25 protein-coding genes are annotated in these 25091 nt (G+C 68.2%); 11 read left to right on the forward strand and 14 right to left on the reverse strand.

The features are described from left to right. Positions 1 to 100: 100 nt before the first annotated feature. Positions 101 to 556 carry an Lrp/AsnC family transcriptional regulator gene (locus AC1DHY_RS13345; RefSeq protein WP_476878479.1) on the forward strand — a complete coding sequence of 152 codons (456 nt, stop codon included), beginning with the start codon at positions 101 to 103 and terminating at the stop codon, positions 554 to 556. Positions 557 to 565: 9 nt separating this feature from the next. On the opposite strand, the gene AC1DHY_RS13350 is transcribed toward AC1DHY_RS13345, so the two are convergent. Next, positions 566 to 1024, reverse strand: a complete 459-nt coding sequence (locus tag AC1DHY_RS13350; RefSeq protein WP_476878495.1) for an Lrp/AsnC family transcriptional regulator — start codon at positions 1022 to 1024, stop codon at positions 566 to 568. 331 nt (positions 1025 to 1355) lie between these two features. On the opposite strand from AC1DHY_RS13350, the gene gluQRS reads away from it, so the two are divergent. Next, positions 1356 to 2261: a tRNA glutamyl-Q(34) synthetase GluQRS gene (gene gluQRS, locus AC1DHY_RS13355; RefSeq protein WP_476878480.1), complete on the forward strand. Its 906-nt coding sequence runs from the start codon at positions 1356 to 1358 to the stop codon at positions 2259 to 2261. Positions 2262 to 2270: 9 nt separating this feature from the next. Continuing rightward, the gene (locus AC1DHY_RS13360) at positions 2271 to 2888 is read left to right on the forward strand and encodes an HD domain-containing protein (protein WP_476878481.1); all 618 of its coding nucleotides are present in this window, start codon (positions 2271 to 2273) and stop codon (positions 2886 to 2888) included. Here AC1DHY_RS13360 and AC1DHY_RS13365 read toward each other — a convergent pair. From AC1DHY_RS13365 to AC1DHY_RS13385, 5 genes are all read right to left on the reverse strand, one after another. Continuing rightward, a complete protein-coding gene (locus AC1DHY_RS13365; RefSeq protein ID WP_476878482.1) occupies positions 2885 to 4201 on the reverse strand; it encodes an ATP-binding protein in 1317 nt (438 codons plus the stop codon). The genes AC1DHY_RS13360 and AC1DHY_RS13365 overlap by 4 nt on opposite strands. A 124-nt stretch (positions 4202 to 4325) precedes the next feature. Then, a complete protein-coding gene (locus AC1DHY_RS13370; protein WP_476878483.1) occupies positions 4326 to 5930 on the reverse strand; it encodes an amino acid permease in 1605 nt (534 codons plus the stop codon). 28 nt (positions 5931 to 5958) lie between these two features. Further along, positions 5959 to 7374, reverse strand: coding sequence for an aspartate ammonia-lyase (locus AC1DHY_RS13375; protein WP_476878484.1), 1416 nt, complete (start codon positions 7372 to 7374; stop codon positions 5959 to 5961). Between the two features lie 12 nt (positions 7375 to 7386). After that, positions 7387 to 8427, reverse strand: coding sequence for an asparaginase (locus AC1DHY_RS13380; RefSeq protein WP_476878485.1), 1041 nt, complete (start codon positions 8425 to 8427; stop codon positions 7387 to 7389). Positions 8428 to 8503: 76 nt separating this feature from the next. Beyond that, on the reverse strand, positions 8504 to 9211 hold the full coding sequence (locus AC1DHY_RS13385) for a FadR/GntR family transcriptional regulator (RefSeq protein WP_476878486.1): 708 nt from the start codon (positions 9209 to 9211) through the stop codon (positions 8504 to 8506). Between the two features lie 149 nt (positions 9212 to 9360). Between AC1DHY_RS13385 and AC1DHY_RS13390 the strand changes: the two genes are divergently transcribed. Next, on the forward strand, positions 9361 to 9684 hold the full coding sequence (locus AC1DHY_RS13390; protein ID WP_476878487.1) for an ArsR/SmtB family transcription factor: 324 nt from the start codon (positions 9361 to 9363) through the stop codon (positions 9682 to 9684). Beyond that, positions 9681 to 10856 carry a cation diffusion facilitator family transporter gene (locus AC1DHY_RS13395; RefSeq protein WP_476903756.1) on the forward strand — a complete coding sequence of 392 codons (1176 nt, stop codon included), beginning with the start codon at positions 9681 to 9683 and terminating at the stop codon, positions 10854 to 10856. The genes AC1DHY_RS13390 and AC1DHY_RS13395 overlap by 4 nt, the downstream gene beginning before the upstream one ends. On the opposite strand, the gene AC1DHY_RS13400 is transcribed toward AC1DHY_RS13395, so the two are convergent. The 3 genes from AC1DHY_RS13400 to AC1DHY_RS13410 form a co-directional block, all read right to left on the reverse strand. Next, positions 10824 to 11780, reverse strand: coding sequence for an L-lactate dehydrogenase (locus tag AC1DHY_RS13400; RefSeq protein ID WP_476878489.1), 957 nt, complete (start codon positions 11778 to 11780; stop codon positions 10824 to 10826). The genes AC1DHY_RS13395 and AC1DHY_RS13400 overlap by 33 nt on opposite strands. A gap of 34 nt (positions 11781 to 11814) precedes the next feature. Beyond that, positions 11815 to 12432, reverse strand: a complete 618-nt coding sequence (locus tag AC1DHY_RS13405) for a uracil-DNA glycosylase family protein (protein ID WP_476878490.1) — start codon at positions 12430 to 12432, stop codon at positions 11815 to 11817. A 266-nt stretch (positions 12433 to 12698) separates the two neighbouring features. Beyond that, positions 12699 to 14069: an HNH endonuclease gene (locus tag AC1DHY_RS13410; RefSeq protein ID WP_476878491.1), complete on the reverse strand. Its 1371-nt coding sequence runs from the start codon at positions 14067 to 14069 to the stop codon at positions 12699 to 12701. 136 nt (positions 14070 to 14205) lie between these two features. On the opposite strand from AC1DHY_RS13410, the gene AC1DHY_RS13415 reads away from it, so the two are divergent. Beyond that, the gene (locus tag AC1DHY_RS13415; RefSeq protein WP_476903757.1) at positions 14206 to 14751 is read left to right on the forward strand and encodes a hypothetical protein; all 546 of its coding nucleotides are present in this window, start codon (positions 14206 to 14208) and stop codon (positions 14749 to 14751) included. A gap of 1 nt (position 14752) precedes the next feature. Here AC1DHY_RS13415 and AC1DHY_RS13420 read toward each other — a convergent pair whose 3' ends face one another. Further along, positions 14753 to 16285: an amidohydrolase gene (locus tag AC1DHY_RS13420; protein WP_476903758.1), complete on the reverse strand. Its 1533-nt coding sequence runs from the start codon at positions 16283 to 16285 to the stop codon at positions 14753 to 14755. A gap of 359 nt (positions 16286 to 16644) precedes the next feature. Between AC1DHY_RS13420 and AC1DHY_RS13425 the strand changes: the two genes are divergently transcribed. Genes AC1DHY_RS13425 through AC1DHY_RS13445 form a run of 5 tightly spaced genes read left to right on the forward strand, consistent with a single transcriptional unit; the run spans position 16645 to position 21115 of the window. Continuing rightward, complete coding sequence (locus tag AC1DHY_RS13425) at positions 16645 to 17025, forward strand: hypothetical protein (protein ID WP_476880230.1); 381 nt, start codon at positions 16645 to 16647, stop codon at positions 17023 to 17025. Further along, the gene (locus AC1DHY_RS13430) at positions 17022 to 18077 is read left to right on the forward strand and encodes a zinc-dependent alcohol dehydrogenase family protein (protein WP_476903759.1); all 1056 of its coding nucleotides are present in this window, start codon (positions 17022 to 17024) and stop codon (positions 18075 to 18077) included. Before AC1DHY_RS13425 ends, AC1DHY_RS13430 begins: the two co-directional genes overlap by 4 nt. Next, positions 18074 to 18523 carry a flavodoxin family protein gene (locus tag AC1DHY_RS13435; RefSeq protein ID WP_476880228.1) on the forward strand — a complete coding sequence of 150 codons (450 nt, stop codon included), beginning with the start codon at positions 18074 to 18076 and terminating at the stop codon, positions 18521 to 18523. The genes AC1DHY_RS13430 and AC1DHY_RS13435 overlap by 4 nt, the downstream gene beginning before the upstream one ends. Next, positions 18520 to 20211, forward strand: a complete 1692-nt coding sequence (locus AC1DHY_RS13440; RefSeq protein WP_476880227.1) for a DUF4389 domain-containing protein — start codon at positions 18520 to 18522, stop codon at positions 20209 to 20211. Before AC1DHY_RS13435 ends, AC1DHY_RS13440 begins: the two co-directional genes overlap by 4 nt. Positions 20212 to 20233: 22 nt before the next feature. Then, the gene (locus tag AC1DHY_RS13445; RefSeq protein WP_476903760.1) at positions 20234 to 21115 is read left to right on the forward strand and encodes a cytochrome c oxidase assembly protein; all 882 of its coding nucleotides are present in this window, start codon (positions 20234 to 20236) and stop codon (positions 21113 to 21115) included. Between the two features lie 18 nt (positions 21116 to 21133). On the opposite strand, the gene AC1DHY_RS13450 is transcribed toward AC1DHY_RS13445, so the two are convergent. The 4 genes from AC1DHY_RS13450 to AC1DHY_RS13465 all read right to left on the reverse strand — a co-directional run bounded on the left by AC1DHY_RS13450 (position 21134) and on the right by AC1DHY_RS13465 (position 24883). Beyond that, positions 21134 to 22255, reverse strand: a complete 1122-nt coding sequence (locus tag AC1DHY_RS13450; protein WP_476879968.1) for a sulfite oxidase — start codon at positions 22253 to 22255, stop codon at positions 21134 to 21136. 122 nt (positions 22256 to 22377) lie between these two features. After that, the gene (locus AC1DHY_RS13455; RefSeq protein WP_476879963.1) at positions 22378 to 23232 is read right to left on the reverse strand and encodes an SDR family oxidoreductase; all 855 of its coding nucleotides are present in this window, start codon (positions 23230 to 23232) and stop codon (positions 22378 to 22380) included. A gap of 3 nt (positions 23233 to 23235) precedes the next feature. Then, positions 23236 to 24240 (reverse strand): aldo/keto reductase family protein, encoded by a 1005-nt coding sequence (locus AC1DHY_RS13460; protein WP_476879964.1) that lies wholly within the window; start codon positions 24238 to 24240, stop codon positions 23236 to 23238. A 40-nt stretch (positions 24241 to 24280) separates the two neighbouring features. After that, complete coding sequence (locus tag AC1DHY_RS13465) at positions 24281 to 24883, reverse strand: hypothetical protein (RefSeq protein ID WP_476879965.1); 603 nt, start codon at positions 24881 to 24883, stop codon at positions 24281 to 24283. Positions 24884 to 25091: the final 208 nt, after the last annotated feature.

Below are 25091 nucleotides of genomic sequence, written 5' to 3' on the forward strand. Positions count from 1 at the left end.
ACTCCTGTCCAACGGGTGACTGGAGTAAGCCTAGGAATTTGTGGCCCAAAAGTGCTCCCCCTTTTCGCCCTCCTTTCCGCGCCGACGATACGATATTTGCGTGATAGACCATATTGACCGAAGTATTTTGCGCTACCTTCGTGAAGACGGCCGGATGACCGCGACAGCGCTCGCGGCCAAGGTGGGACTGACCGTGGCGCCCTGCCACCGCCGGCTCCGTGAGCTGGAGGCGTCAGGCGTCATCCGGGGCTACCGGGCCGATATTGATCCAGCCTCCGTGGGGCTGGGTTTCGAGGCGATAGTCTTCGTGACGCTGCGGCAGGTGGACCGTGCCACCATGGAAATCTTCGAGAACCGCGTCGCCGAGAACCCCAACATCGTCGAGGCCCAGCGGCTGTTCGGGGAACCGGACTACCTGCTGAAGGTTATTGCCGAGGACCTGCCCGCCTACCAGCGCTTCTACGACGCCGAACTGACCTCGCTGCCCGGGGTCGAGCGACTGACCTCAACCCTGGTGATGAAGAACCTCAAGGCGAACGCCGGCCCGCCCGTCTGAGCCGCCGGCTCAGCCGCCCAGCAGCCCCGTGGTCCGGTACGGGATGACCTCGCGCAGGAACATGCTGGTGGAGGTCCGCACAATCCCGGGACACAGCCGGATCTCCTCGGACACCCGGTAGAGATCGTCCGGGCTGGTGGCTACCACCCGGATCAGGAGGTCCGTGTCGCCGGCGGGCGCATGACACTCGAGCACCTCGGGGATGTTCCGCAGCGCGGCGATCGCCTCGTCCAGGTGGCTCTGGTCCAGTTCGGCGCTGACGGCAGCGGCCACCCCGCGCCCCAGCGCGGACGGCAGCACCCGGCTGCTGTTGGCCCGCAGGGCGCCCGACGCTGTCATGCGCTCGAGGCGGGACTGGACGGTCCCGCGGGCCAGGCCAAGTTTCTGCGCCAGCACCATGATGGGAACCCGGGGGTCGGCATCAAGGGCCAGGAGAATCCGGCGATCCGTCGGGTCGAGCTGCTGCAATCTGACCACTTCCTGCTAGTCGCCCGGACTGCCATTGGTCAGTCTGACCAATCAGTTGCCTGTCCGTTGCACCAACTGTATGACTACTGCTCAAATAGTGGCAACACGGGACCCCGGCCACCGCCGGGGACCCGCAAGGCTACAGATCCCCCGGTACACCTCCCGGACTCTGGATGAGGCGCCCCGCAAGGAGCCCGCCGCTGAATGACTCTTGTTCACGCATCGTCTTTCCGCACCCCTTTACGGCAAGAGCCCCTGAGCCCCCGACGTCGGATGTCCGAAGTCATCGGTGGCTGAGGGGCTCTTGCGTTGGCCCGCATAGGCTTATCCCATGACCCCTGCCGGACGTTTCGCCCCCAGCCCCTCCGGTGAGCTCCACGTCGGCAACCTTCGTACCGCCATGCTCGCGTGGCTCTTCGCCCGGTCCACGGGCCGCAGCTTCCTGATGCGCGTCGAGGACCTGGACCGCGCACGCGCCGGTGCCGAGGCCGGGCAGCTCCGGGACCTCGCGGCGATCGGCGTTACCTGGGACGGCGACATTGTCCGGCAAACGGAGCGCGAGGCGCACTACACCGCGGCGATCGAGCGGCTCGCCGACGCCGGGCTGACGTACGAATGTTTCTGTACCCGCCGTGAAATCCAGGAGGCCCCCTCCGCCCCGCATGCCCCGCATGCCCCGCAGGGCGCGTACCCCGGCACCTGCCGGGACCTGGATGCGGCCGGGCGCGCCCGCAAACGGGCGATCCGTCCCGCGGCAGTCCGGCTCCGCGCTGGCGTGGCCGAAGCGACGGTCCAGGACGTGCTGCATGGAACCTACACCGGGATGGTGGACGACTTCGTGCTGCGGAGGAACGACGGGGTGGCCGCGTACAACCTGGCGGTGGTGGTGGACGACGCCGCGCAGGGAATCGACCAGGTGGTCCGTGGCGATGACCTCCTGCCCTCCACACCCCGGCAGGCCCACCTCGCCTCCCTTTTGAATATTCCTGTTCCGGAATATGCCCACGTGCCGCTGGTGGTCAACGCCGACGGCGCCCGGCTCGCCAAACGCGACGGTGCGGTGACCCTGGCCGACCTCGCTGCTGCCGGCACCGCCGTCGGGCAGGTGCGCGACACCCTGCTGGAGTCCCTGGGCCTGCCCCCGGGCACCCTGGAGGAGGCCCTGCGCGTCTTCGATCCGGCCACGCTGCCCCGGGAGCCCTGGGTGTGGCCCGGCGCCGGGGGCTCCGCCGCGTAGGCTGGAACCATGTCAGAACCAGAGTCAAACGAAGCGTCCGTGCCCCAAGCCGGCTTCACCGTCGACACGGCGCGGGTCCTCGCCGAAGTGGCCCACAACCGCCAGAAGGACAAGCTCAAGCGCCCCTACCGCGAGCACGTGCTGGCCGTCGGAGATGCGCTGGCCGACTTCGATGACAATGTCCGGATCGCCGGATACCTGCACGACATCGCGGAAGACACGCCCATGACGCGGCAGGCGCTGCTGGAAATGGGCGTCCCGGAACGGGCCGTGGACATCATCGAGCGGGTCACCACGCGTCTGCACGAGAACCCGGATGACTACCAGTCAGGCATCCGCTACATCGCCGAGGACCACGACGCCACCCTGGTCAAAATCGCCGACAATGCCCACAACTCCCTGCCGGAACGGGTTAAGGCGCTGGCCGAGAAATGGCCGGACAAGCCCCCGGTCACCCGTTACGCCGACGCCCGGCCGGTCCTCTACGCCGCGGTGCCGGTGGAAGAAACCCGCAAGATCCTGGCCCGGATCAACCCCTGGCTGCTGGACGAGCTCGACGACATGCTCGACGAGGCCGACGACACCGACTACGAAAACCTCTCGTACGGCGACGGGTCCGAAGACTAGACCCGGCCCAGCAGGTCAATGTCCTCCAGGAACTCCTGCTGCACCTCGGCGCTGACGGTGGTCCGCGTGTCCGCGATGGCATCCAGGTAATCCTGGGTGGCGGGCCCCTTCCGGACGGCGTCGCGGACAGCTGCCGGGCCGCCTGAGGCCGCACCGCCGTCGTCGTACACTGCCTTCTCAAGCGCACGCTGGGAGGCGCTGCGGGCGGCGTATTCGATGTCCGCGGGGGAGAAACCCTCGATGCGGTCCACGAGCAGCTCCACGTCGACGTCGTCCACCACGGTGGCCGGGATGAACCGCTGCCACATGGCCTCGCGGGCCAGCCGGTCCGGCAGGCCGATCGGGATGACGTAGTCGAACCGGCCGTGGCGCAGGAATGCGGAGTCCAGCGCGCGGATGAAGTTGGTGGCGCAGACCAGGAGCCGGCCGGGCTGTTCGCGGAACGCCGGGATGATCTTCAGGAGTTCGTTGGTGACACCCTGCAGCGGCGACGGCGGATCCCCGGCGCGCTGCGAGGCGATCTCTTCCACCTCGTCAATGAAGACGACGGCGTGCTCGAGCTCGGCGATCTCCAGGAACGTCTCACGCAGGGCGCCGGCCAGGCCCAGCGGATCCGCGGCCAGCCGGGAGGGAAACACTTCCACAAAGGGCCACTCCAGGCGGGACGCTATGGCCTTGGCGAACGTCGTTTTCCCGGTCCCGGGCGGGCCGAACAGCACCACAGCCCGCGGGGGGACCACCCCGTACTCGTCGGCGAGGTCCGCCTCGGCGAGGGGCAACACCAGTCGGCGTTCCAGGAGTTCCTTCTCGTTGCGCATCCCGGCGACGTTTTCCCACAGGTCACGGGCCAGGATCCGGCCGCCCAGCTGGCTCAGCGGTTCGAGTTCCTGGCGCTGGACCGGGATCTTGCGTTCGAAATAGCGGAGGTTCTGCTTCAGGACAAAGCCCCGGCTCAGGAACGCCTCCACCCGGGTCTCGGATTCCGGCATCAGCGCGGAGAGCTTGTTCAGCCCGTGCGGGGCCATCCGGTTTTCGACGGCGGCCAGCAGCGACGTGCCGATGCCGCGGCCGCGGAATTCGGGGAGGGTGGCCAGGAAGACGATCCAGCCCTGGTCGTGCGCGGCACGGCCGGCGGCGGCGCCCACCACCTGCTCGCCCTGGACTGCCACGACGGCGTGGTCCTTTTCGCAGGAGGCCAGGACCTCGGACAGGGCGTACACCGGCTCGACATTGGTGGCCTTGAGGGACTCCCACAGGTGCAGGATCCCGTCCAGGTCGGCGGAATGAAAATCCCTGATTCGCCAGGTGGTCATGAGAAGTCTCCCGGGTGGTTCGTCGCTGAGCCAGGTGGAACGGTTCCTCCGAGCTTAGGCGAACGGTGCCCGGCGGCGGCGAACCGGTTACCCGCGTTACGCCGCCGCCGGGTTTGCCCGCGGGCTACTCGGTGCCGGAAGTGCCGGAGCTGCCGGCGTTTCCGGAGCGCCCGGAGGGACGGTTGGCCACCAGCGGGTACGGGCCGGTGAAACCGTCACGGACCGCCGCGATTTCCAGGATTCGGTGTCGGCAGAGGCGCCAGCCGAGCATCAGGAGCGGGACGATGATAACAAGCGACGCGATGGTCCAGGTGCCGACGGGGGAGTCGAAGGCCATCAGGACCAGGACCGCCAGCAGGAAGGCCAGGGTGATCCATCCGGTGACCGGGGCGCCGGGCATCCGGAAGGACGGGCGGAGGAGTTCGCCGCGTGCCGCGAGCCGGGCGAGCTGCATCTGGCACAGCACGATCATGGCCCAGGTGCTGATGATGCCCAGCGACGCGACGTTCAGGACGATCTCGAAGGCCTCGGCGGGGACCACGGCGTTCAGGATGACACCCAGGACGGCCACGCCGGCGGTGAGGGCGATGCCGCCGTAGGGCACACCCGCCTTGTTCATCCGGGCGGCGAATTTCGGTGCGGACCCCGAGACGGACATGGACCGCATGATCCGGCCGGTGGAGTACAGGCCGGCGTTGAGCGAGGAGAGGGCCGCGGTGAGAACCACCAGGTTCATGATGGCGTCCACCCCGTCCACACCGATGGAGCCGAAGAACGTCACGAACGGGCTTTCGCCTGCCTTGTAGGAGCTGTAAGGCAGCAGCAGCGAGAGCAGCACGAGTGAGCCGACGTAAAACACGGCGATACGCACGATCACGGTATTGATGGCCCGCGGCATGATCTTCTCCGGGTTTTCCGTCTCGCCCGCCGCGGTGCCGATCAGCTCGATCGAGGCGTAGGCGAACACCACACCCTGCATCACCACGATGGCCGGCAGCAGGCCGTTGGGGAACATGCCGCCGTTATCCGCGATGAGGCTGAAGCCCACCTCGTGGCCCTCCACCGGGGTGCCGAAGATGACGAAGTAGATCCCGACCACCAGGAAGGACACCAGCGCCACGACCTTGATCAGCGCGAACCAGAATTCGAGCTCGCCGAACACCTTGACGCTGATCAGGTTCAGGCCCAGCACCAGGATGAGGGCGGCCAGCGCCCAGGTCCACTGCGGGACGTCCGCAACGGGCGCCCAGTACTTCTTGAAGAAGTTCATGTACAGCGCGACGGCGGTGATATCCACGATCGCCGTCATGGCCCAGTTCAGCCAGTAGAGCCAGCCGGTGACAAACGCGGCTTTCTCGCCGAAGAATTCCCGGGCGTAGGAAACGAAAGAGCCCGACGACGGCCGGTGCATTACGAGTTCACCGAGGGCCCGCAGGATCATAAACGCGAAGAATCCGCAGAGGGCGTAGCTGATGATCAGGGCCGGGCCCGCGGCGGCGAGCCGGCCACCTGCGCCCATAAACAGGCCGGTGCCGATGGCGCCGCCGATTGCGATCATCTGGACCTGCCGGGGTTTCAGGCCCTTGTGATAGCCCTGGTCTTCGGCATGGAGGGCGGCCTCGGACGCGTGGGCGTGGGCCGGAATCGTGTGGTCGGAGACGGCTTGCTGCCGGGTTGGCTGGTCCTGCACCGGCGGTTTTTGGGCGCGGGCAGTTTCTGGATGGGTCATGGGGGAATCCTTTGGGGGGGCGGAGTTGCTACTTGCTCAGGTTGGCCAGGCGCTGCGGGCTGAGCAGTTCGGTGAGCTGCTCGGCGGTGAGCAGCCCGTGTTCGAGGACGAGTTCCGCGACTCCCTTGCCGGTGGCGAGGGCTTCCTGCGCGATGGCCGTGGCCGTCGCGTAGCCCAGCTGCGGGTTCAGGGCGGTGACGAGGCCGATCGACTGTTCCACGGTAAGGCGGAGCCGTTCGGTGTTGGCGGTGATACCCCGGACGCAGCGGGCCGTGAGGGTGCGGCAGGCGGCTTCCAGGTGCGAGATGCTCTTGTGGAGGCTGTGGACGATGATCGGTTCGAAGGCGTTGAGCTGGAGCTGGCCGGCTTCTGCGGCCATGGTGATGGTGACGTCGTTGCCGATGACCTCGTAGGCCACCTGGCTCACCACTTCCGGGATGACCGGGTTGATCTTGCCGGGCATGATCGAGGAGCCGGACTGCACGGCCGGGAGGTTGATTTCGCCGAATCCGGCGCGCGGGCCGGAGGAGAGCAGCCGGAGGTCGTTGCAGATCTTGGAGAGTTTCACGGCCACCCGCTTCAGCACGCCGGAGAGGTGCACAAAGGCGCCCACGTCCTGGGTGGCCTCGATCAGGTCCGGCGCGGTGACCAGGGGCAGGCCGGTGATCTCGGCCAGGTGCCGGCAGGCGGCCTCCGCATAGCCGGCCGGTGCGTTCAGGCCGGTGCCGATCGCCGTGGCGCCGAGGTTGATCTCGTGGATCAGCAGGTCGGCTTCGGCCAGCCGGAGCCGGTCCTCGCCGATCGTGATGGCGTAGGTGCCGAACTCCTGGCCGAGTGTCATGGGGACGGCGTCCTGGAGCTGGGTGCGGCCCATCTTGACCACCGTGCGGAATTCCAGGGCCTTGGCGGCGAAAGCGTCTTCCAGTTCGGTGAGGGCAGCCAGCAGTTCCCGGGCGGCAAAGATGGTGCCGAGCTTGACCGCGGTGGGGTAGACGTCGTTCGTGGACTGGCTGAGGTTGACGTGGTCGTTCGGGTGCAGCCGGGCGTAGTCGCCCTTCGGGTGGCCGAGGATTTCCAGGGCCCGGTTGGCGATCACCTCGTTGGCATTCATGTTCGACGACGTTCCGGCCCCGCCCTGGATGACGTCCACTACGAACTGCTCGCTGAGCTTGCCGTCCATAACGTCGGCGCAGGCGTCCTCGATGGCCCGGGCGCGTTCGGCGTCGAGGAGTCCGAGTTCGTGGTTGGTGCGGGCGGCGGCGAGCTTCACCGCGGCCAGCCCGCGGACCAGGTGCATGTTGGACGAGAGCGGCTGGCCGGTGATGGGGAAGTTCTCCACGGCACGGAGGGTGTGGACGCCCCAGTACGCGCCGGCCGGAACATCACGGTCGCCCAGGAGGTCGTGCTCGGAGCGGAATTCTGCGATTTCGTCGATCGAAGTCATAACGGTCGGTCCTTACAGGTCTTCGGAGGTGGTGGGAGTCGTGGGGGTTTCGGCAGCGAGGAAATCCGTGGCCTGCAGCGTGCCGACGGGTCGGCCGCCGCCCAGCACGTCCGTCGCCGCGAGACCCGCCAGGGGGGAGGTGTCGACGTCGAGCGCTGCCAGGAGACGGACGGTGACGGGCATCCGGGCGCGGTCCCCGCCGTCGGAGATCTTGACGGCGACGGCGCGTCCGTCCGGAAGGCCCACCAGCTGGACCCCTTCGAAGCCGTCCTTCGCCAGGAGGCCCGGAATCAGGCGCATCAGCGCTGTGACATCCCGGTGCTCGCCGGCAACCATCACGGGGTGCCGGCGCATGGCGTTGGCGACGGCGGACTCCGCGGCGTCCTCGCTCGCGGCCAGCGTACCGAAGGCGCGGGCCATGCCCGGCAGGGTAAGCGCGAAGAGCGGGGTCCCGCAGCCGTCGGTGCTGGTGGCCCTGGGGTCCTCGCCGGTCAGCTCCACCACTGTCCGGGCCACGAGCTGCTGCAGCGGGTGCTGCGGGTCGAGGTAGCCCCGGACCGGCCAGCCGTTGATGACACACGTGGCGGCCATCGCGGCGTGCTTCCCGGAGCAGTTCTGGGTCAGCTGCGTGGCCTTCCCGCCGCTGGCCAGCCACTCCTCACGCTCGCTGACACCGTACGGAAGATCGGTGCTGTTCTCCAGGTCTGCGGCACTCAGTCCGTGCAGGTCCAGGATGCGCTGTGCGCCGTCGCGGTGGATGGCGGCACCGGAGTGGCTCGCGGCGGCCAGGGCGAGGAGTTCTTCCGGGAGGTCGAGCCCGGCCCGGACCATGGCCACGGCCTGAAGGGGCTTGAGCGCGGAGCGGGGGTAGAAGGCGGCCAGCGGGTCGCCGGCGGCCAGGAGGGTCCGGTCGTCCGTCCCGGTGGCGACGGCGGAGCCGTAGTGGACGCTCTCAACCACGCCGTCGCGGGTCTGGACCGCAAGCGGGGCGTGCTCCGGTAGCCGCGCCGGGGCGGGCGGCGTCGGAATGCGGGCGAGGGCTGGAGAAATCATGGGGTCCTTTGGCTGGGGTGTGGTTCGTGGCCTGCGGGGCTGCCGGCAGGCCGGCCGGGCGGTGGCGCCGGCGGGGTCAGGAGTCGGTGCGGGGGTCCAGGATTGAGGCGAGGGCAACGCCGACGGCGTGCAGGTGCTGGCTCATGGCGATGCGGGCCGTGGCCGCGTCGCCTGCCTCGATGGCGGCCAGGATGCGTCCATGCTCCTCATCGGAGGCGTGCTGGCGGTCCGCGACCATGTTCAGGGTTTCGGACTGATGGGCCAGGGCCTCGCGGATCTCAGCGACGACATTCTCGAAGACCTTGTTGCGGCTGGCCTTGGCGATCAAAGCATGGAAGTTCGAGTCCAGGCCGACCCAGACCTCGGGGTCGTCCTCGGCGTTCATGGCGGCCAGGATGTCCCGGAGGGTGTCGAGCTCTTCAGGTGAACGGCGTTCGGCGGCGAGGCCGGCGGCAGGAACCTCAATGTGGGGGCGGGCCTCGGTGAGGTCGAGGGCCGAGTACTGCCCCAGGACCAGGTCCTTGGCCACGTGGTCAGCGACGACGAACGTTCCCCGCCCTGTCCTGGTGATGGTCAGCCCCAGTGCGGTGCACGACCGGAGGGCCTCCCGGACCACCGAGCGGCTCACCCCGTACTGCTGGGCAAGCGTTGCCTCGGAGCTCAACTTGGCGCCAATGCCCAGCTTGCCGGATTCGATTTCGGAGCGGAGGACGTTGAAGACCGCCTCGGCCGCGCTGAGACGGGCGAGGGGCTGTCCTGCTGTCCGGCTGTCTGACAGGTTCACATTTCAAATATGGCAGAGGTCACATCGGGGTGTCAACCGCGTGACGCGCGCCGCCGGGGTCGGTCCGAGTCCAGGGACTGCAGTCGGCCGCCCGTCCGGGAGTTGGTATACCGTCTTGAATGTGGCATTATCTGCGTATGAATGCAGATATGCAGATTGAGGTCGACAGTCCCCATGTGGAGTTGGCCGTTGAGGTTTTCGCCATGCTGGCCGACGCCACGCGGGTGCGGCTCATTCTCGCCCTGGGGGAGGGGGAGTTGCCGGTCAACGCCTTGGCAGAACGCGTGGGCAAGCCGGCCTCGACCGTCTCGCAGCACCTTGCCAAGATGCGGCTCGGCGGGATGGTCGCCACCAGGCAGGAGGGCACCAAGGTCTTTTACCGGCTGCAGAACCACCACGCCCGCCAGCTGGTGATGGATGCCGTGCACCAGGCGGAGCACGCGCTCGGCACGGCCCCGAGGCACGGAGCATGAGCGGGAAGGACCACAACGTTGGCGGGCGCAGCCACGATCCCGTTGGCGGGCACGGCCACGATCACGGGCATGACCACGACCACCCGCATGGCGACCACGGCCACGGGCACGGTCACGATCATGACCATACGCACGGCGCCCACGGAGACCATGACCACGCCCACGGCCACAGCCACGCTCCGGGACTGAAGGGCTGGCTACACGAACTCTTTGTCCCGCACTCGCATGACTCAGCGGACTCCATTGACGCGGCCCTCGAATCCAGTGCCCAGGGCATCCGGGCCGTCAAGATCTCGCTGCTCGGCCTGGGCACCACGTCGCTCTTCCAGCTCGCAATCGTCCTGGTCAGCGGCTCGGTGGCGCTCCTGGCCGATACGGTGCACAACTTCTCCGACGCGCTGACGGCGGTCCCGCTCTGGATCGCGTTCCTCCTGGGCCGGCGGAAGCCCACCCGCACCTACCCGTACGGCTTCGGCCGCGCCGAGGACCTGGCCGGACTTTTCATCGTCGCCATGATTGCCCTCTCGGCGGTGGTCGCCGCCGTCGAGTCCATCCGCCGCTTCTTCGAGCCGCAGCCCGTGCAGAACCTCGGGTGGGTGCTCGCCGCCGGACTGGTCGGCTTCGCGGGCAACGAGCTGGTGGCCATCTACCGCATCCGGGTGGGACGGCAGATAGGCTCGGCGGCGCTGATTGCCGACGGCATCCACGCCCGGACGGACGGCTTCACCTCGCTGGCGGTGGTCGCCGGCGTCGTGGGCATCTGGCTGGGCTTCCCGCTGGCGGATCCGATCGTCGGGCTGCTGATTTCCGTGGCGATCATGGGGCTGCTGTGGGGGACCGTGCGCGACGTCGGGCGCCGGCTTATGGACGGCGTCGACCCCAAGCTGAGCGACGCCCTGGCCGCCGTCGTCCGGGAGCGCTCGCCGCAGGGGGGAACGTCGCGGCTGCGCTGGTCCGGCCATCGGCTGCACGCGGAGATCACCGTTCCGCTCGGTCCCGAAGCCACCATGGCAGACGTTGCCGCCGCGGCCGCCAGCCTGGAAGAGGGTGCCCGGGCCGCGTTGCCGCACCTCGGCTCGGTGATGGTGGTCCCGGCGGTGGGGTCCGCAGCGGCCCAACCCGGCGAGCCCTCCGGCCGGTCAGATGCCGAGCGAGGTGAGGCTCTGGCGTAGCGTCTCGGCGGAATGGTGGAGGGATGCCAGTTCGCCCTCGTCCATCGGCGTCTCCAGCACGGCACGGACCCCGCCGTTCCCGACGATACTGGGCAACGACAGGGCGACGCCGTTGATCCCGTAGGGCCCGTTCAGCACGGTGGAGACCGGCAGTACCGCGTTTTCGGAGCGCAGCAGCGCCTCGACAATCCGGGCGCCGGAGAGACCAATTGCGTAGTTCGTGGCGCCCTTGCCGGCAATCACCTTGTACGCCGCGCCGGTAACCTCCCGGGCCGCTTCGGCCAGGTAGCCCGGCGTAAAAATGCGTTCGCCGTCGACCGTCCAGTCGCGGATCGGCACCGGGCCGATGGTCGCACCGGACCAGACGGGGAACTCGGTATCGCCGTGTTCCCCGACCATGCTGGCGTGGACGCTGCTGACGGACACCCCGGCGCGGTGCGCCAGCAGCCAACGGAGCCGTGAAGTGTCCAGCACAGTGCCGGAGGAGAAGATCCGCGACGGCGGCAGTCCCGTGATCTTTTGGGCGGCGACCGTCAGCACGTCGCACGGGTTGGTGACCAGGACATAGACCGCGTCCGGGGCGTGCTCCAGCAGCTGCGGCATGAGCTGTTCGAGGATGCGGACGTTGGTACCGGCCAAGTCCAGGCGGGTCTGGCCGGGCGCCTGCTTGGCCCCTGCCGTGATGACGACGACGTCGGCTCCGTCAGTCACGCTGATGTCCGCACCGCCGTTGACGGTGGCCGCAGCCGCGGTGAATTGGGTACCGTGCGCCAGGTCGAGGACTTCGGCTTCGGCTTTGGCGGCGTTGACGTCAAACAAGGCAACGTGGCTGGCGGAGCCGCGGATGAGGGCAGCGTAGGCCAACGACGTGCCGACGCTGCCGGCGCCGATGACAGCCAGCTTGGATGCGGAATGTGCGGACATGGACCCCTCCCTGCTGCTGGCGCCGAAGAGCCCCTTAGAGGTGCTGGATCCCGGCCCGCTGCATGGCGTCCTTGTAAACGCCCACATTCTTGGCCAGGAGCTCCTCTTGCTTGGCCGGGGACACGGCGAAGGCGCGGCCGCCGAGGGCGGTGGCCTTGTATATCTTCACGCCGCGGTTCTTCAGCGAGGAGTGGTAGGTCTTCTCGAAGAGCGTGAGGAATGCGTGGGCGTCGGCGCCGTGCGCGATGATGGCCGACGTGCGCTTGTTGATCTTCATGAACTGCCGGAAAGGACGCAGGCCATCGGTCTTTTCCTGGACGTTCAGGGCGGAGGGGAGCTCCGGGTCCCGGACCCAGGGGTACGCGTTCCACGGCATCACGTAGCGGGGGTCGAGTTCGACTGCCTCGTAGATGGACGTTGCCCGGCGTGCGGCCTCGTCCTCGTTGAAGTGCGAGACAAATCCTGATTCGCAGCCCTTGCCGGGAGCGATATGAAGGCTGACAATCCTGCATTCGTCTTCGTCGTGGACGGGGTCGATGTACGGGACTACGGACCCCGGCTTCTTCTCCATCAGTTCGTCGCAAAGCTGTGTCACGGCCGCAATATTCGGTTCCTGCAACAGGGCCTTTTTTTCGTCCCAGTCAATCGTCACGATTTCTCCCTCAGCACTCGGCGTCCAGAATCAGGCGTCTCGTTCCACTCTACGCTTCTGCGTCGAGCGGCGTTTCCGAGCGTCACGGAAGAGACGGCGGACCCCTAGTCACGGGTCCCGGACCGGGCGTAGGCTTAAATCGCCTGCAGGTAGCCAATTGATTAAGCCGGGTCGTTCTGGACGTGAAAATGTCCGAGCCGCCTCATAGCGAGATCGCGAAGGTACCTGCAGGTTTCGCCTTTAACCGGCCCGGAGGCCTGCCGGCATCAGGCTGCGGTGGCCGTCCTGTCCCTGCCTAATCTGAGTAATTTCGCGCGGTGCCGGAGCTCGTGCCGCCGGCCGGACGCGGCCCTGGAAGGGTGGACCGTCCCCGGAAGTGGCGGCGCCGTGGAGAAGTAGCTGTGCCCTGTGGGTGTCGTGAGCTGGAATGTGTGCCTGGGCCCCGGCCGGGGTTGAGCGCTCCAGCCAGGGGCTTCCTTGGTGTGGTTGCACGCTTCGCAGAGACCTGAGCCGTTAGTGACACTGGTGGCACCTCCACCGTGCCAGGGGATGATGTGGTCCAGGTGGCGGATCGGGGCGTCGCAGTACGGTGTCCGGCAGGTCTGGTCGCGGGCCTCGATGAACCGCCGCAGCCCCGCGGGGAAAAGGCGGGCGCGGGAGTCCATGCCGACAAGCTCGCCCGTGGCTGGGGCGGTGTACAGCCGCCGGAGCCAGACATCTACGCCTTGCCCCGGATCCGGACCGAGTAGTGTCCTTGCCCACCCGGCAGGTACGGTGCCGTAGCCAGGGAGTTGGGCGGCTTCGCTCTCCCCCTGGAACAGGGTGCGGTCGGTCATAACGAGTTGGATTTCGATGCCGCTGATACCGCCCGCCGTTCCGGTGATGCGCTCCACCAGGGCGTCGGCCATCAGCTGGCCGCGGGAGCGTTCGTCGCCGCTAGAACGCATGGCGCCTGCATGGCGGGCGAGGGCAGCGTGGACCGCGACGCCCTGGGCCACCGGGAGGAGTGCGGTCAAAAGGCACATGGTGTCCGGTGCCGGGCGGAGACTGACGTGGCGTTCAGTCTGGGCGCGGGCGGCGCGCTGGGTGACGGAGCGGGGGTCGCGGCGGTAGGCGGCAGCCCGGGCCGCGGCGACCAAGGCGCGGTCGCCAACTCCAACGAACTCCCCGGCGTCGGGCGCCAGTTCTTCGTCGACGGCGGCCCGGTCTGCCGCGGACAGGCGGGCCGTCTCGCGGACGATCAGGCTGGCGCGCCATTCGTTGAGGTGCCCGGTTTCCAGTGCGGCGAGGGTGTGCGGCATTTCGGTCACGAGGGCTTTGGCCAGGCCGAGGAGGCGGCTTCCTTTGGCGGGTGATTCGCGCCGGGCAAGGGCGAGCTGCGCTGACACTCCGGTACCGAGCTGGTCCGGGGGCACGCCGGCGCGGGACTGATCGTGCCGCTGGCGCCCGTCGAGTGCGACGGCAAGCCGGGCCTGCCGGGCAGCAGCTGCGGACTTCAAATCCTCCAGGATGCGGAGCTCGTCGATCAACGCTGCGCTCTCCGCCGGGGGCCGTGCACCAGCCAGGCCGCGGATGATGTCGGTCACCGCTGCCGTCACTGTTACCGCGCCCACTTCGGGCACCTGCTTGCCGTCCATAGATCCAGTCAATCAGGCACCTGTGACATCAAAGCGCCGGACAAAAAGCGCCGGACAAAAAGCCCCGGGCAACAAGCCCCGCCGTAGTGCCCGTGTGCTCCGTAAGCTTGAGGAAACGACCCGAGCCAAGGACCCCATGCCCATCACCAGACAATCCCTGAAGCAGGACGGCTTCACCGGGTTCCGGCCCATCGCTGACCTGGAGGTCAACCGGATCCCGCAGAAACCCGGTATCTTCGCCGTGCTGCTGCCCGCCGGCACCCTCCCCGGCGGCGCTTCGGGCCCCGAGACAGGCGCCAACCCGCAGTTCCTGGCCAAAAGCACCGCGGGGGTCTTCAAGAAGAAGGACCCCAGCCTGAAACCGGAGGCGTTGGCCGCCGAGTGGATTGTGGGCGCGGACGTCCTGTACATCGGAAAAGCCGGCCCCGGCAGCAAGGGCAACCGCGGGCTGCGCAGGCAAATCCAGGAGTTCGTGGATTTCGGCGCCGGCAAGCCCCCGGGCCACTGGGACGGGCGGTTGATCTGGCAGCTCGCGGGGGCGAAGACGCTGATCATCGCCTGGAAGGAACTCCCCGTCGAGGAGCTCACGGCGGCAGAGGCCGCGTATCACGCCGTGTTTGTCGGGGACCATGGCCGCCTGCCGTTCGCCAACCTGATCCAGGCCCGGGTGAGGCGGACCTAGGCTAGACCCCGCTGCGGTACGTGAACCGTCCGGCCAGCACCGTCGCGGCCACCGGCATGGCGGCAAACCCGGCGTCCGGTACCGCCAACGGATCGGCGTCGAGGACAACGACGTCGGCCGGGTCACCGACGCTGATCCGGCGCCGTCCGCGCGCTGATGCCGCCAGTGCCTCCTGCCGGGTCAGGGCCTGTTCGGCATGCCAGGGGAGCCGGCCATCCCCGCGGGCCCGCGTGGTGGCTGCGGACATCGCCGTCCACGGTTCCAGCGGCGCAACAGGGGCGTCCGATCCCAGCGCCAGGCTGGCCCCGGCGTCGAGCAGGGAGCGCAACGGGAAAGCCCGCTCCGTCCGGCCCGCCCAGTTCGAGTCGGCGGCGTCGCGGTCGTCCAGTGCGTGGGCCGGCTGCACGCTCGCGGTAAGGCCCAACTGGCCGAAACGGGCAAAGTCCTGTTGCCGGACAAACTGGGCATGCTCAATCCGGCCGCTGACGCCGGCCGCCGCGAAGGCGTTCAGCGCCACCTCGTTGGCGCCGTCGCCGATCGCATGCACTGCCGGGACAAATCCGGTCTCGCCCGCCCTGGCAAGCAGCCGGATCAGGTCCTGTTCGGTGACCGTCAGCAGGCCGCGGCCACCGTGGGGATAGGGGTCGACGCAGTACGCCGTGCGCGTGTTGAGCGACCCGTCGATCAGGACCTTCAGCGGGCCGACGCGCAGCAGCCCGCCGGCACCGGGGAGCAACTGGCCGGTCCGCATGCCGTCGCCGACGGCACGCTCCAAGTCGTGGGGGTAGACCGCGGCATCCACCCGGAGGCAGTCGAAGCCCGCCGCCATCCGCCGGAGCCACGGATCCCGGTTCCAGACCATCTCAAAGTCGACAATCCCCACGATGCCCCGTGCCGCTGCAGCCTCTCCGGCCTTTTGGACCAGGGCGTCCACGGCGTCGTCAGGCAGGCGCCCGAGTTCCCGGGTGAGTTCGAATGCGGGGTCCTCGCGCAGCAGCCCGTCCGCGCCGACCGCCGTCCCGTACCGCGAAGCGGCCGCGCTGTTCAGCCACACGCAGTGCAGGTCATGGCTAATCAGGGCCGTTGGTACGCCGGCAGTCGCCGCGTCCAGAAGCGCGAGACTGGGCTCATCGGCCCACACGGCATCCCGGAACCCGACGCCCACCAGCGTCGCCCCGTCCGTCGCCGCAGCTGTCGTGCCGTTCAGGCGCGAGCGCACGACGGCGGCCGCTTCTGCCGCCGAGGCGGCCCCGGATAGGTCGATCCTGCCGGTCGCCAGGGCCCACTGGGTCATATGGACATGTTCATCCCACAGTCCGGGAACGACGAAGCGACCGTCGGCGTCGACCACCTCGAAGCTGGCCGGCGAACCCGCCGCGGAACCGCCTGCGGACCCTTCCCAGGATCCGGCAGGCGCGATCCGGGTGACCACTCCGTCCGCAATAAAGATGTCGGAGGGCGCCGCCTCGCCGGGTTGCCGGACCGAGGCCAGGACAAGGGCGGACGCGGCGGCAGAGGTGGCGGTGGTCGGCATAGAAACAGGCTAGGGCCGGGGTGTGGCCGCAGCAATTCCGGCCACTTTGGCCACTGTCTGCACACGGGTTACAGGGCGTCAATTTCCGCGCCCTGCAAGGGACTTTCGTCCCCTTGCCCGTCCTTGGCGGCGAGGTCATTCTGGAGTTGGGGCGGTTCCTGCACGGCCATTGGGGATGAACCACATTGGGGCAGTTGCGGTCTCGCTAGGACCTGGGGTGAGGAAATGGCAAGTGCACTTTCCAGCTTGGGCAGGAAAGGCAGGAGACCAGCCGCTATGTCGATTCACGAAGCAATCGCAGCAGTCGCCAGTTCGCGTGCCGCCGCAACGTTGCGGCCGCGGGGGAGCGCTGAGAGCGCATGAGCCCGCTGCGCCACGTCAGCGCCGCCAGCCGCGCCAAGGCCTACCACGCGCACCCCTCCCACGGGGATCCCCGGATCAAGGTAGTCATCCGGATCGACCCCTCCGCGGAACTGGCCCGCGTCGAGGTGCGGGGCGTCGTCACCACGGCCAACATCCGCGCCCTCTACGTCGTATGCCGCCGGGTCACGGCCAAACTGTCCGGTTATGAGCTCGTGGTGGATCTTGCCCACGCGCGGGTAACTGCCGCGGCCTTCGACGAACTCCACGACCACGCCCGGCAGTCGATCGTCTCCTCCGGGATCGATGCGTCCGTCACCCCGTGCCGCCTGCGGATCGTCGATCCGCCGGTCATTCTCAGAACCAAGGAGCTTGCATGAAAGCCCTCGTGTACGGCGGCCCCGGCCAAAAATCCTGGACTGACGTCCCTGATCCGGAGATCCAGAACCCCAGCGACGTGATCGTCAAGGTGGATACCACCACCATCTGCGGCACTGACCTGCACATCCTCAAGGGGGACGTGCCCGCTGTGACCAAGGGACGGATCCTCGGCCATGAAGGCGTCGGAACCATCACCGAGGTCGGCCAGTCCGTGACCGCCCTCAAAGTGGGCGATCGCGTCATCATTTCGTGCATCAAGTCCTGCGGGCACTGCGCCAACTGTAAGACCGGGCTGTACTCGCACTGCATGGGTGAGGAGGGGCAGTCCGGGATCGGCTGGGTGTTCGGCCACCTGATCGATGGCACCCAGGCGGAGTATGTCCGTATCCCGTACGCCGAGAACTCACTCCACCTGCTGCCCGAGGGCGTCAGCGACGAGCAGGCCGTGATGCTCTCCGACATCCTGCCTACCGGGTTCGAGATCGGGGTGCAGTACGGGCGGGTCAAGCCGGGAGACACGGTGGCCGTGATCGGGACCGGCCCGGTCGGGCTCGCCGCGGTCGCCACGGCCGGCCTCTACGGTGCCGCCACCATCATCGCCGTCGACCTTGACTCCAACCGGTTGGAAAAGTCCCGTGAGTTCGGCGCCACCAACGTGGTGCTGTCCGGCGACGCCGACTGGAAGGACCAGGTCCTCGCGCTCACCGACGGCCAGGGCGTGGATGTGGCCATCGAGGCCGTCGGCATCCCGGCCACCTTCGACATGTGCACCGCGATCGTGCGGCCCGGCGGGAACGTGGCCAACGTGGGGGTCCACGGCAAGCCGGTGGAACTGCACGTGGAGAACCTCTGGATCCAGAACATCAACATCAGCATGGGCCTGGTGAACGCCAACACCACCCCGATGCTGCTCAAGCTCGTGGCGCAGAAGAAGGTGCCGGCCGAGAAGTTCGCCACCCACAGGTTCGGCTTCGACCAGTTCATGGACGCCTACGACACTTTCGCCCGTGCCGCCGAGACCAAGGCCCTGAAAGTGGTGATCAGCGCATGAAAGCCCATGTTGTCTACGACTCGGCCTTTGGCAACACCAAATCCGTGGCGGAGGCCGTCGCCGGCTCGCTCGGGGGACTCGAGGCCACCACCGTCTCCGTCAGCGAATTCCACCCGGGCGACCTCGCCGCCGGGGACCTGCTGGTGGTTGGAAGCCCCATCAACGGATGGCGTCCGACGCCGAAGATCACCGCGCTGCTCTCGACGCTCGGAAACGGCCAGCTGGCGGGCGTCAAAGCCGCCGCGTTCGATACCCGCATCCGGATGTTCGTCCACGGCGACGCGGCCAAGAAGATGGCGCACACCCTCCGCGACAATGGCGCGGACATCATTTCCGAGCCCATGCCGTTCTTCGTGCAAGGGAGCGAGGGGCCACTGCGTCCCGGTGAACTGGAGAAAGCCTCACGGTGGGGCAAGTCTTTGCTCGAGGCGCTGGAACGGTCATGAAACCCGGCCGGATAGTCATGCTGGTGCTCGGGACGCTTGCCGCGTTGCTGGGCCTGGGGATGCTTGCCGGCGCCGGCTTCACCGGCTGGGCCAACTACCAGCAGCGCGACGGCGGGTACTTCACCACGCCGTCCGAGCGGTACACGGTGGATTCGTACGCCCTCACGTCCCCGCGGCTGAACGTTATGACCGGGCCCGGACCGACCGGCGTCGACCCGGCTGCTATGGCCGGCAGCCTGATGCTCCGCGGTTCGGCCGCGGACTCCGCCCAGCGGATCTTCATCGGGATCGGACCCCAGGCCGACGTCGCGGCGTACCTCAACGGGGTCAAGCACACGGAGCTCACCGAGGTCCGCTTTTCGCCCTTCCGGGCCGAGTACCGTGACGTTGAGGGCACCAAGCCGCCCGCCCGCCCGGCCGACCAGAAGTTCTGGTCCGCGTCCGCCACCGGCGCCGGCAGCCAGGAACTCACGTGGGACCTGCGCTCGGGAAACTGGGCCGTTGTGGTGATGAACGCCGACTCAACCAGCCCCGTCGCGGTCGATCTCCGCGGGGGCGCCAGGTCGGACCTCCTGTGGCCGGTCTTCCTGGGCCTCCTGATCGGCGGCATTGTGCTCCTGGCCGTGGGTGTCCCCCTGATTGTTGCGGGCGCGGCGGGGCTGGGCCGCGCCGGGCCGCCGCACGGACCGGGCCAGCAGCCGTACCCTGGGCCGCCACCGGGGCCGCCGTACGCCGTTCCGTACCCGGGCCAGCAGCACTCCGCCGGCGCATATCCGGCCGGTCCGGTGCCCGCCGGCGCGCCGCCCGGCAGTTACGTCTACCCCTCGCGGCTCAGCGGCTACCTGGATCCACAGCTGTCACGCTGGCTGTGGCTGGTCAAGTGGTTCCTGGCCATCCCGCACTACATCGTGCTGTTCTTCCTCTGGTTCGCCCTGGTGGTCACAACGATTGTGGCCGGCTTCGCGATTCTCTTCACCGGCCGGTATCCGCGCTCGCTGTTCAACTTCAATGTCGGGGTGATCCGCTGGAGCTGGCGGGTGGCGTTCTACTCCTATGCGGCGATCGGCACGGACCGATACCCGCCGTTCACGCTGGCACGGACCGACTACCCCGCGGATTTCGACGTCGACTACCCGGAGAAGCTCTCCCATGGCCTGGTGCTGGTCAAGTCCTGGCTGCTCGCCATCCCGCATCTGCTCATCGTGGCCGTCCTCACCGGAACGACCCGCAGCTGGGGCGGCCGCGACGGGTACTGGGCCGACGGGGAGTGGGTCCGGCAAAACGCCGGCATCTCGCTGATCGGTTTGCTGGTGCTGATAGCGGGCGTCATCCTGCTGTTCACCGGCCAGTACTGGCGGGGGTTGTTCGACCTCCTGATGGGCCTGAACCGCTGGATCTACCGGGTCATCACCTATGTGGCGCTGATGCGTGACGAGTACCCGCCGTTCCACCTGGATATGGGGCCGACGGACCCGGGCGACCCGCACCCCGTTCCGACACCCTGGCCACCGGCCGGGCCGCCTCCCGGGCCGCCTTCGGGCCCGGCTGGTGACCATGGGCCATACCAGCCGCCTCCGCCGGGCTTCTACGGGATCGGCGGCCCCTCAGCAACCGTGCCGCCCGAGGTCCAGGAAGGCCGGGGTGGCCCGGGCAGCCCGCCGCCGGAACCCGGCCCGGCAAAATCCTAGGAACCACCGTTATCCTGACCCCGTGCCTCCTCTCGACGTCGTCATCACTGCCTGGCAGATTGACTGGACCGCCCTCGCCATCATGGTGGCCTTCGGCGGGCTGTACGCGCTCGCACTCCGGGCCGCGGCAAGACATGGCAGCCGGTGGCCGATCTGGCGGACCGTGGCCTTCTACGCGTTGGGCCTTGGCTCGTTCGCGCTGCTGACCTGCGGATTTCCCGGTGTGTACGGTTCCCAGCTCCGTTGGGCCTTCACACTGAAGATCACCCTGATGCTGTTCGTGGTGCCGCTCCTGATCGGGCTGGGCAAGCCGATTTCGCTGGCCCGCATGGCACTTCGGGACGACGGCGTCCGGCGCCTGGACGCCGTGCTGGCACACCGGGCGGTCCGGTTCCTGAGCAACTCCCTGGCGGCCCCGCTGCTGGGGCTTGCCCTCTTCTCGACGTTCCTGACCCCGGCCTTCTCCACCCTGCGCACGAATCCGGTGGCAGGGGCCCTCCTCACCCTCGGCATTCCCGTGCTCGGCCTGCTGATGGCACTCCCCATCATCGAAGAAGAGGCCTTCAGGCGCTCCAGTGCGTTCATCACCCTGGAGTTCGTCTTCGTCTTCATTGAGTTGCTGATCGACGCCGTGCCCGGAATCCTGCTGCGCCTGAACGGCCAGGTCCTCGATCACGTCACCGCGCGGCAACCGGGCCCCGGGTGGTTTCCGGATGCCCTGCGCGACCAGCAACTGGCCGGCGACGTCCTCTGGTTCATCTGCGAGGCCGTGGACCTGCCCCTGATCATCCTGATGTTCATGCGGTTTTCCAGGAGCGACAAGCGTGAGGCCCGCGGCTTCGACGACCTCACCGACAGCGAGCTCGACGCACTAAACGCGGAGCACCTGAGGCGCGGCCGCTAGGGCCTATCCACCTGGGGCCTATTCCACGGTGACCTTGATCCGCTGCACCACGTTGTTGCCCATGCCTTGGTAGTTCCAGACCGGTTCGAGCGGCTGGATGGCGCCGCTGGAGTCCGTCGCGCGGCAGGACAGCTCGTGTTGCCCGGGATCAGCCACCCACGGCATCGACCAGGTCGCCCACGCAAACGGGCCCGCCGGGTGTTCCAGCTGCGCGGGGGCCCACTTGCCATCGATCCCGACCTCGACGCTGCGGACAGTTCCGTGGCCGGACCAGGCCCGCCCGGTCAGCATGACCGGGCCCGCTGGCAGGACCCGCTGCCGTGTAAAGAAGTCCGGGATGCCCGGCGGAACCATCAGCGAACGGACTTTTATCCAGGAAACCGGGGTGCCCGCGTCGTCCGCGTCCTGCTGGTAGCGGTACGCCACCGCTTGCTGAAAGCCCTCAAAGGGGCGCGTCAGGACCTTGATCGACGTGAGCCATTTAACGCTCGCCATCCCGTACCAGCCGGGAACCACAAGCCGCAGCGGGAAGCCGTGCTGCGGCGGCAGCGACGCGCCGTTCATCCGGTAGGCCAGCACGACGTCGGGCCGCAGCGCCTCGCTAATACGCAGGCTCCGGGCGTACTGCTGGCGCACCCCGCCCTGGATCCCGGCGTCCGCCCCGGTGAAGGCGACCTCGACGGCGCCCTCGTCCACGCCGGCCTGGGTCAGCAGGTACGCCAGCGGAACCCCGGTCCAGACGGCGGTGCCGACGCCCTCCAGCATCCAGGGCTGGCTGAGCGGCCGGGGCTTCAGCAGGGACCGGCCGTTGCCGGCGCATTCCAGGGTGACCGGGACGCTGATGCTCGGGGCGCGGCGGATGGCCCGAAGATTCAGTTCCAGGGACCGCTGGACCGCCCCGCCAATCCGCAGGTGCCAGCGGTCTTCCGTGATGGCCGGGATGTCGAAGTGGTCCAGCAGGTAGTGCAGCCCGGGCGGAGTGACGTCGTCGCGGAGGGCCTCCAATGGCATCGAATGGTTCCGGACCGCCAGCTGGAGCTCTTCGGCGGTCAGCGGGCCGTGGCTTGGCTCGCCGGGATGGGCGGACAGCTGCTGGGACTGCCGGCGCCGGGCCATGACGGGGGAGGTGTGCTTGGACATTTGCTTGGGCATGGGACTGCGATTCTGTTCCGGACCAGCCCGGTTTTGGACCGGTGTCACCGTCTTCAGGTCTACGCTCCGGCCCGGAAGCCGTCAATACCGGGCCGGCCCGACGCTGCCCCTTAGAGCGAACGCGCCTCGGCCAGGAAATCCGCCAGCCCCAGCGGTTCCCGCCCGGTCAGCGCGTGCACCGTCGACGTCGGTCCCGCCCGTTCCCCGGCCGCGATGGCCGTGTAGGTGCTGACCCATGCGTCCACCTGCCATGGCGGGGCGCCGTAGGGTTCCCGGGAGGCGTACGCTTCCGCCAGGGTCTCGTTCCGGTAGCTGATGGTCCGGCCGGTGCCGGCGGTCAGCAGCTCTGCGGCCCGGGCCAGGGACAGGTCCTCGGGGCCGGTGAGGTCGTAACTCCTGCCGCGGTGCAGTGCCGGATCGCGGAGGACTGCCAGGGCGGCGCGGGCAATGTCGCCCCGGGTGACGGCCGCCATAACGCCGTCCCCGGCGGGACCGCGGATCACCCCGTCCTCGCCGGCCAGCAATGGCAGGAAGTCCAGATAGAAGTTGTCCCGCAGGATGGTGTAGTCCATCCCGGAGCCCTTGATCCGCTCCTCGGTGGCGTAGTGGTCCCGGCCCAGGGTGAAGGTGCAGTCCGGGGCGGCCCCGAAAAACGAGGTGTACACAATGTGCTGGACGCCGGCGTCGGCCGCGGCGTCCACAAACGTGTAGTGCTGCTGCAACCGGTCCTCGGCTTCCGCGGCGGAAACCATAAAAAGGGTCTTCACACCGGCCAGGGCGGCGCGGGCCTGCGCGGCGTCCGCGTACGTGGCGGTGGCTGTCACGGCACCGTCGAGCTGCGGGGCCCGGCCGGGATCGCGCACCACGAGCCGCTGCGCAGTGCCGGCGGCCGCCAACAGCCGCGCCACCTGTCCGCCCAGCTGGCCGGTGGACCCGGTGACGGCGAGGTCCGGCAGTGCGGCCATGGGTCAGGCCTCCCGCGAGGCCGGCGACTTGGTCTGCGCCGGATCCCGTTCGGCGAGCGAGCCGATGGCGGCGTCGATCTTGTCCATGACGGCCGGGTCCAGCTTCACACCGGCGGCCGCCACGTTCCCGGCGATCTGTTCGGGCCGCGACGCCCCCATAATCGCCGACGCCACGTTCTTGTTCTGCAGGACCCAGGCGATGCTGAGCTGGGCCATGGTGAGCCCGGCCTCCTCGGCGATGGGTTTCAGCTGCTGGACACCGGTCAGGACGTCGTCGGACATCCACCGCTCGATCATTCTGGCGCCGCCCTTCGCGTCCGTGGCGCGGCTGCCCTCGGGAGCAGGCTTGCCGGGGTGGTATTTCCCGCTGAGCACACCCTGGGCCACGGGCGACCAGACAATCTGGGACAGGCCCAGCTCCTCGGAGGTGGGGACGACCTCGGCCTCGATGACCCGCCACAGCATGGAGTACTGCGGCTGGTTGGAGATCAGCTGGAACCCAAGGTCCTTGGCGAGGGCGTGGCCGTCGCGGATCTGGTTGGCTGTCCATTCACTGACGCCGATGTACAGGGCCTTCCCTTGCCGCACGATGTCGGCAAAGGCCTGCATGGTCTCTTCCAGCGGCGTCTCGTAGTCGTAGCGGTGGGCCTGGTAGAGATCCACGTAATCGGTCTGCAAGCGTGTCAACGACCCATTGATGGATTCCATGATGTGCTTCCGGGACAGCCCAAGATCGTTGTGCCCCTTCGGCCCGGTGGGCCCGAAGACCTTGGTGAAGATCTCCAGCGACTCGCGCCGCTCGTCCTTCAGTGCTTCCCCGAGGACCGTTTCCGCGGCGGTGTTGGCGTAGACGTCCGCTGTGTCGAAGGTGCTGATCCCGGCGTCGAGCGCTGCCCGCACGCACTGGGTGGCGACGTCGTTCTCCACTTGGGAGCCGTGGGTGAGCCAGTTGCCGAACGTGATTTCCGAAATCTTGAAGCCGCTGTGACCCAGGTATCTGAATTCCATGGGTCCCAACGTAGCCCAGATGGGCGTCCGGGGTAAGGCCTCAGCTGGCCTTGCGCTGCTGGCCCTGGCGCGCAGGCTGGTGCTTGAGCGCGGCGAGGGAGCCGGTGTCCAGGACGGGGCTCTTGGCCGGAACCGCCGGCTTCGCGAAAGCGCGGGGCCCGGCACCGTTCCGGTCCGTGGCGGACGCGATCAACGGCGCCACCTTCTTGATGTCCCGCACCGGGGCTTCCGGGCTGGGCAGTTCGCGGACGGAGACCTTGATCTCCGGAACGGCTTCGGCTTTGGCGCGGGCACTGGCACGGGCGTCCGCGCGCTCGACGGCGGCGGCCCAGTCTGCGGAGAGCTGGGGTTCCTTGCGGGCCGGCTTGGCGGTCCTGGCCGGCTTCGCGGTTTTCGCGGGGTGGGCCCGTTCGGCCGGTTCCGTCGCCCCGGCCGGCATGGTCAGATCCGGGGACCTGACCGTTTCGGGGGCCGGGCCGCGTCCGCGCGTCAGTGCAACGAAGGGAAGGGAAACCAGGCGTCCGAGGCCGGCAAGCAGGAGGGTAATGACGAAGGCAACAAAGACGCCGAAGAACATCACGAGGCCCACACCGAGGGTGCCGAAGAACGTGAGGTGCATGGCGATCGTTGTCGGGTCTTCCACTTCGCCTCTCCTATCCAGCCTGCAGTTATCCAGCCCGCAGTGAGGTCCGTTCCGCATTGTCTCGCCGGGCAACAGCCCTTCTTAACCATACGGAATTTTTCGGGCTGACACGCACGGAAAGCCCCGGCCGGGAGGGTTGTGTCCAAGCTGATATGTTCCGCGTTTATAGTCGGAGGAGACTCCCGCCGGAAACCGTCCGGCCCGCCGG

The organism is Arthrobacter sp. 05L44 (assembly GCF_056397605.1).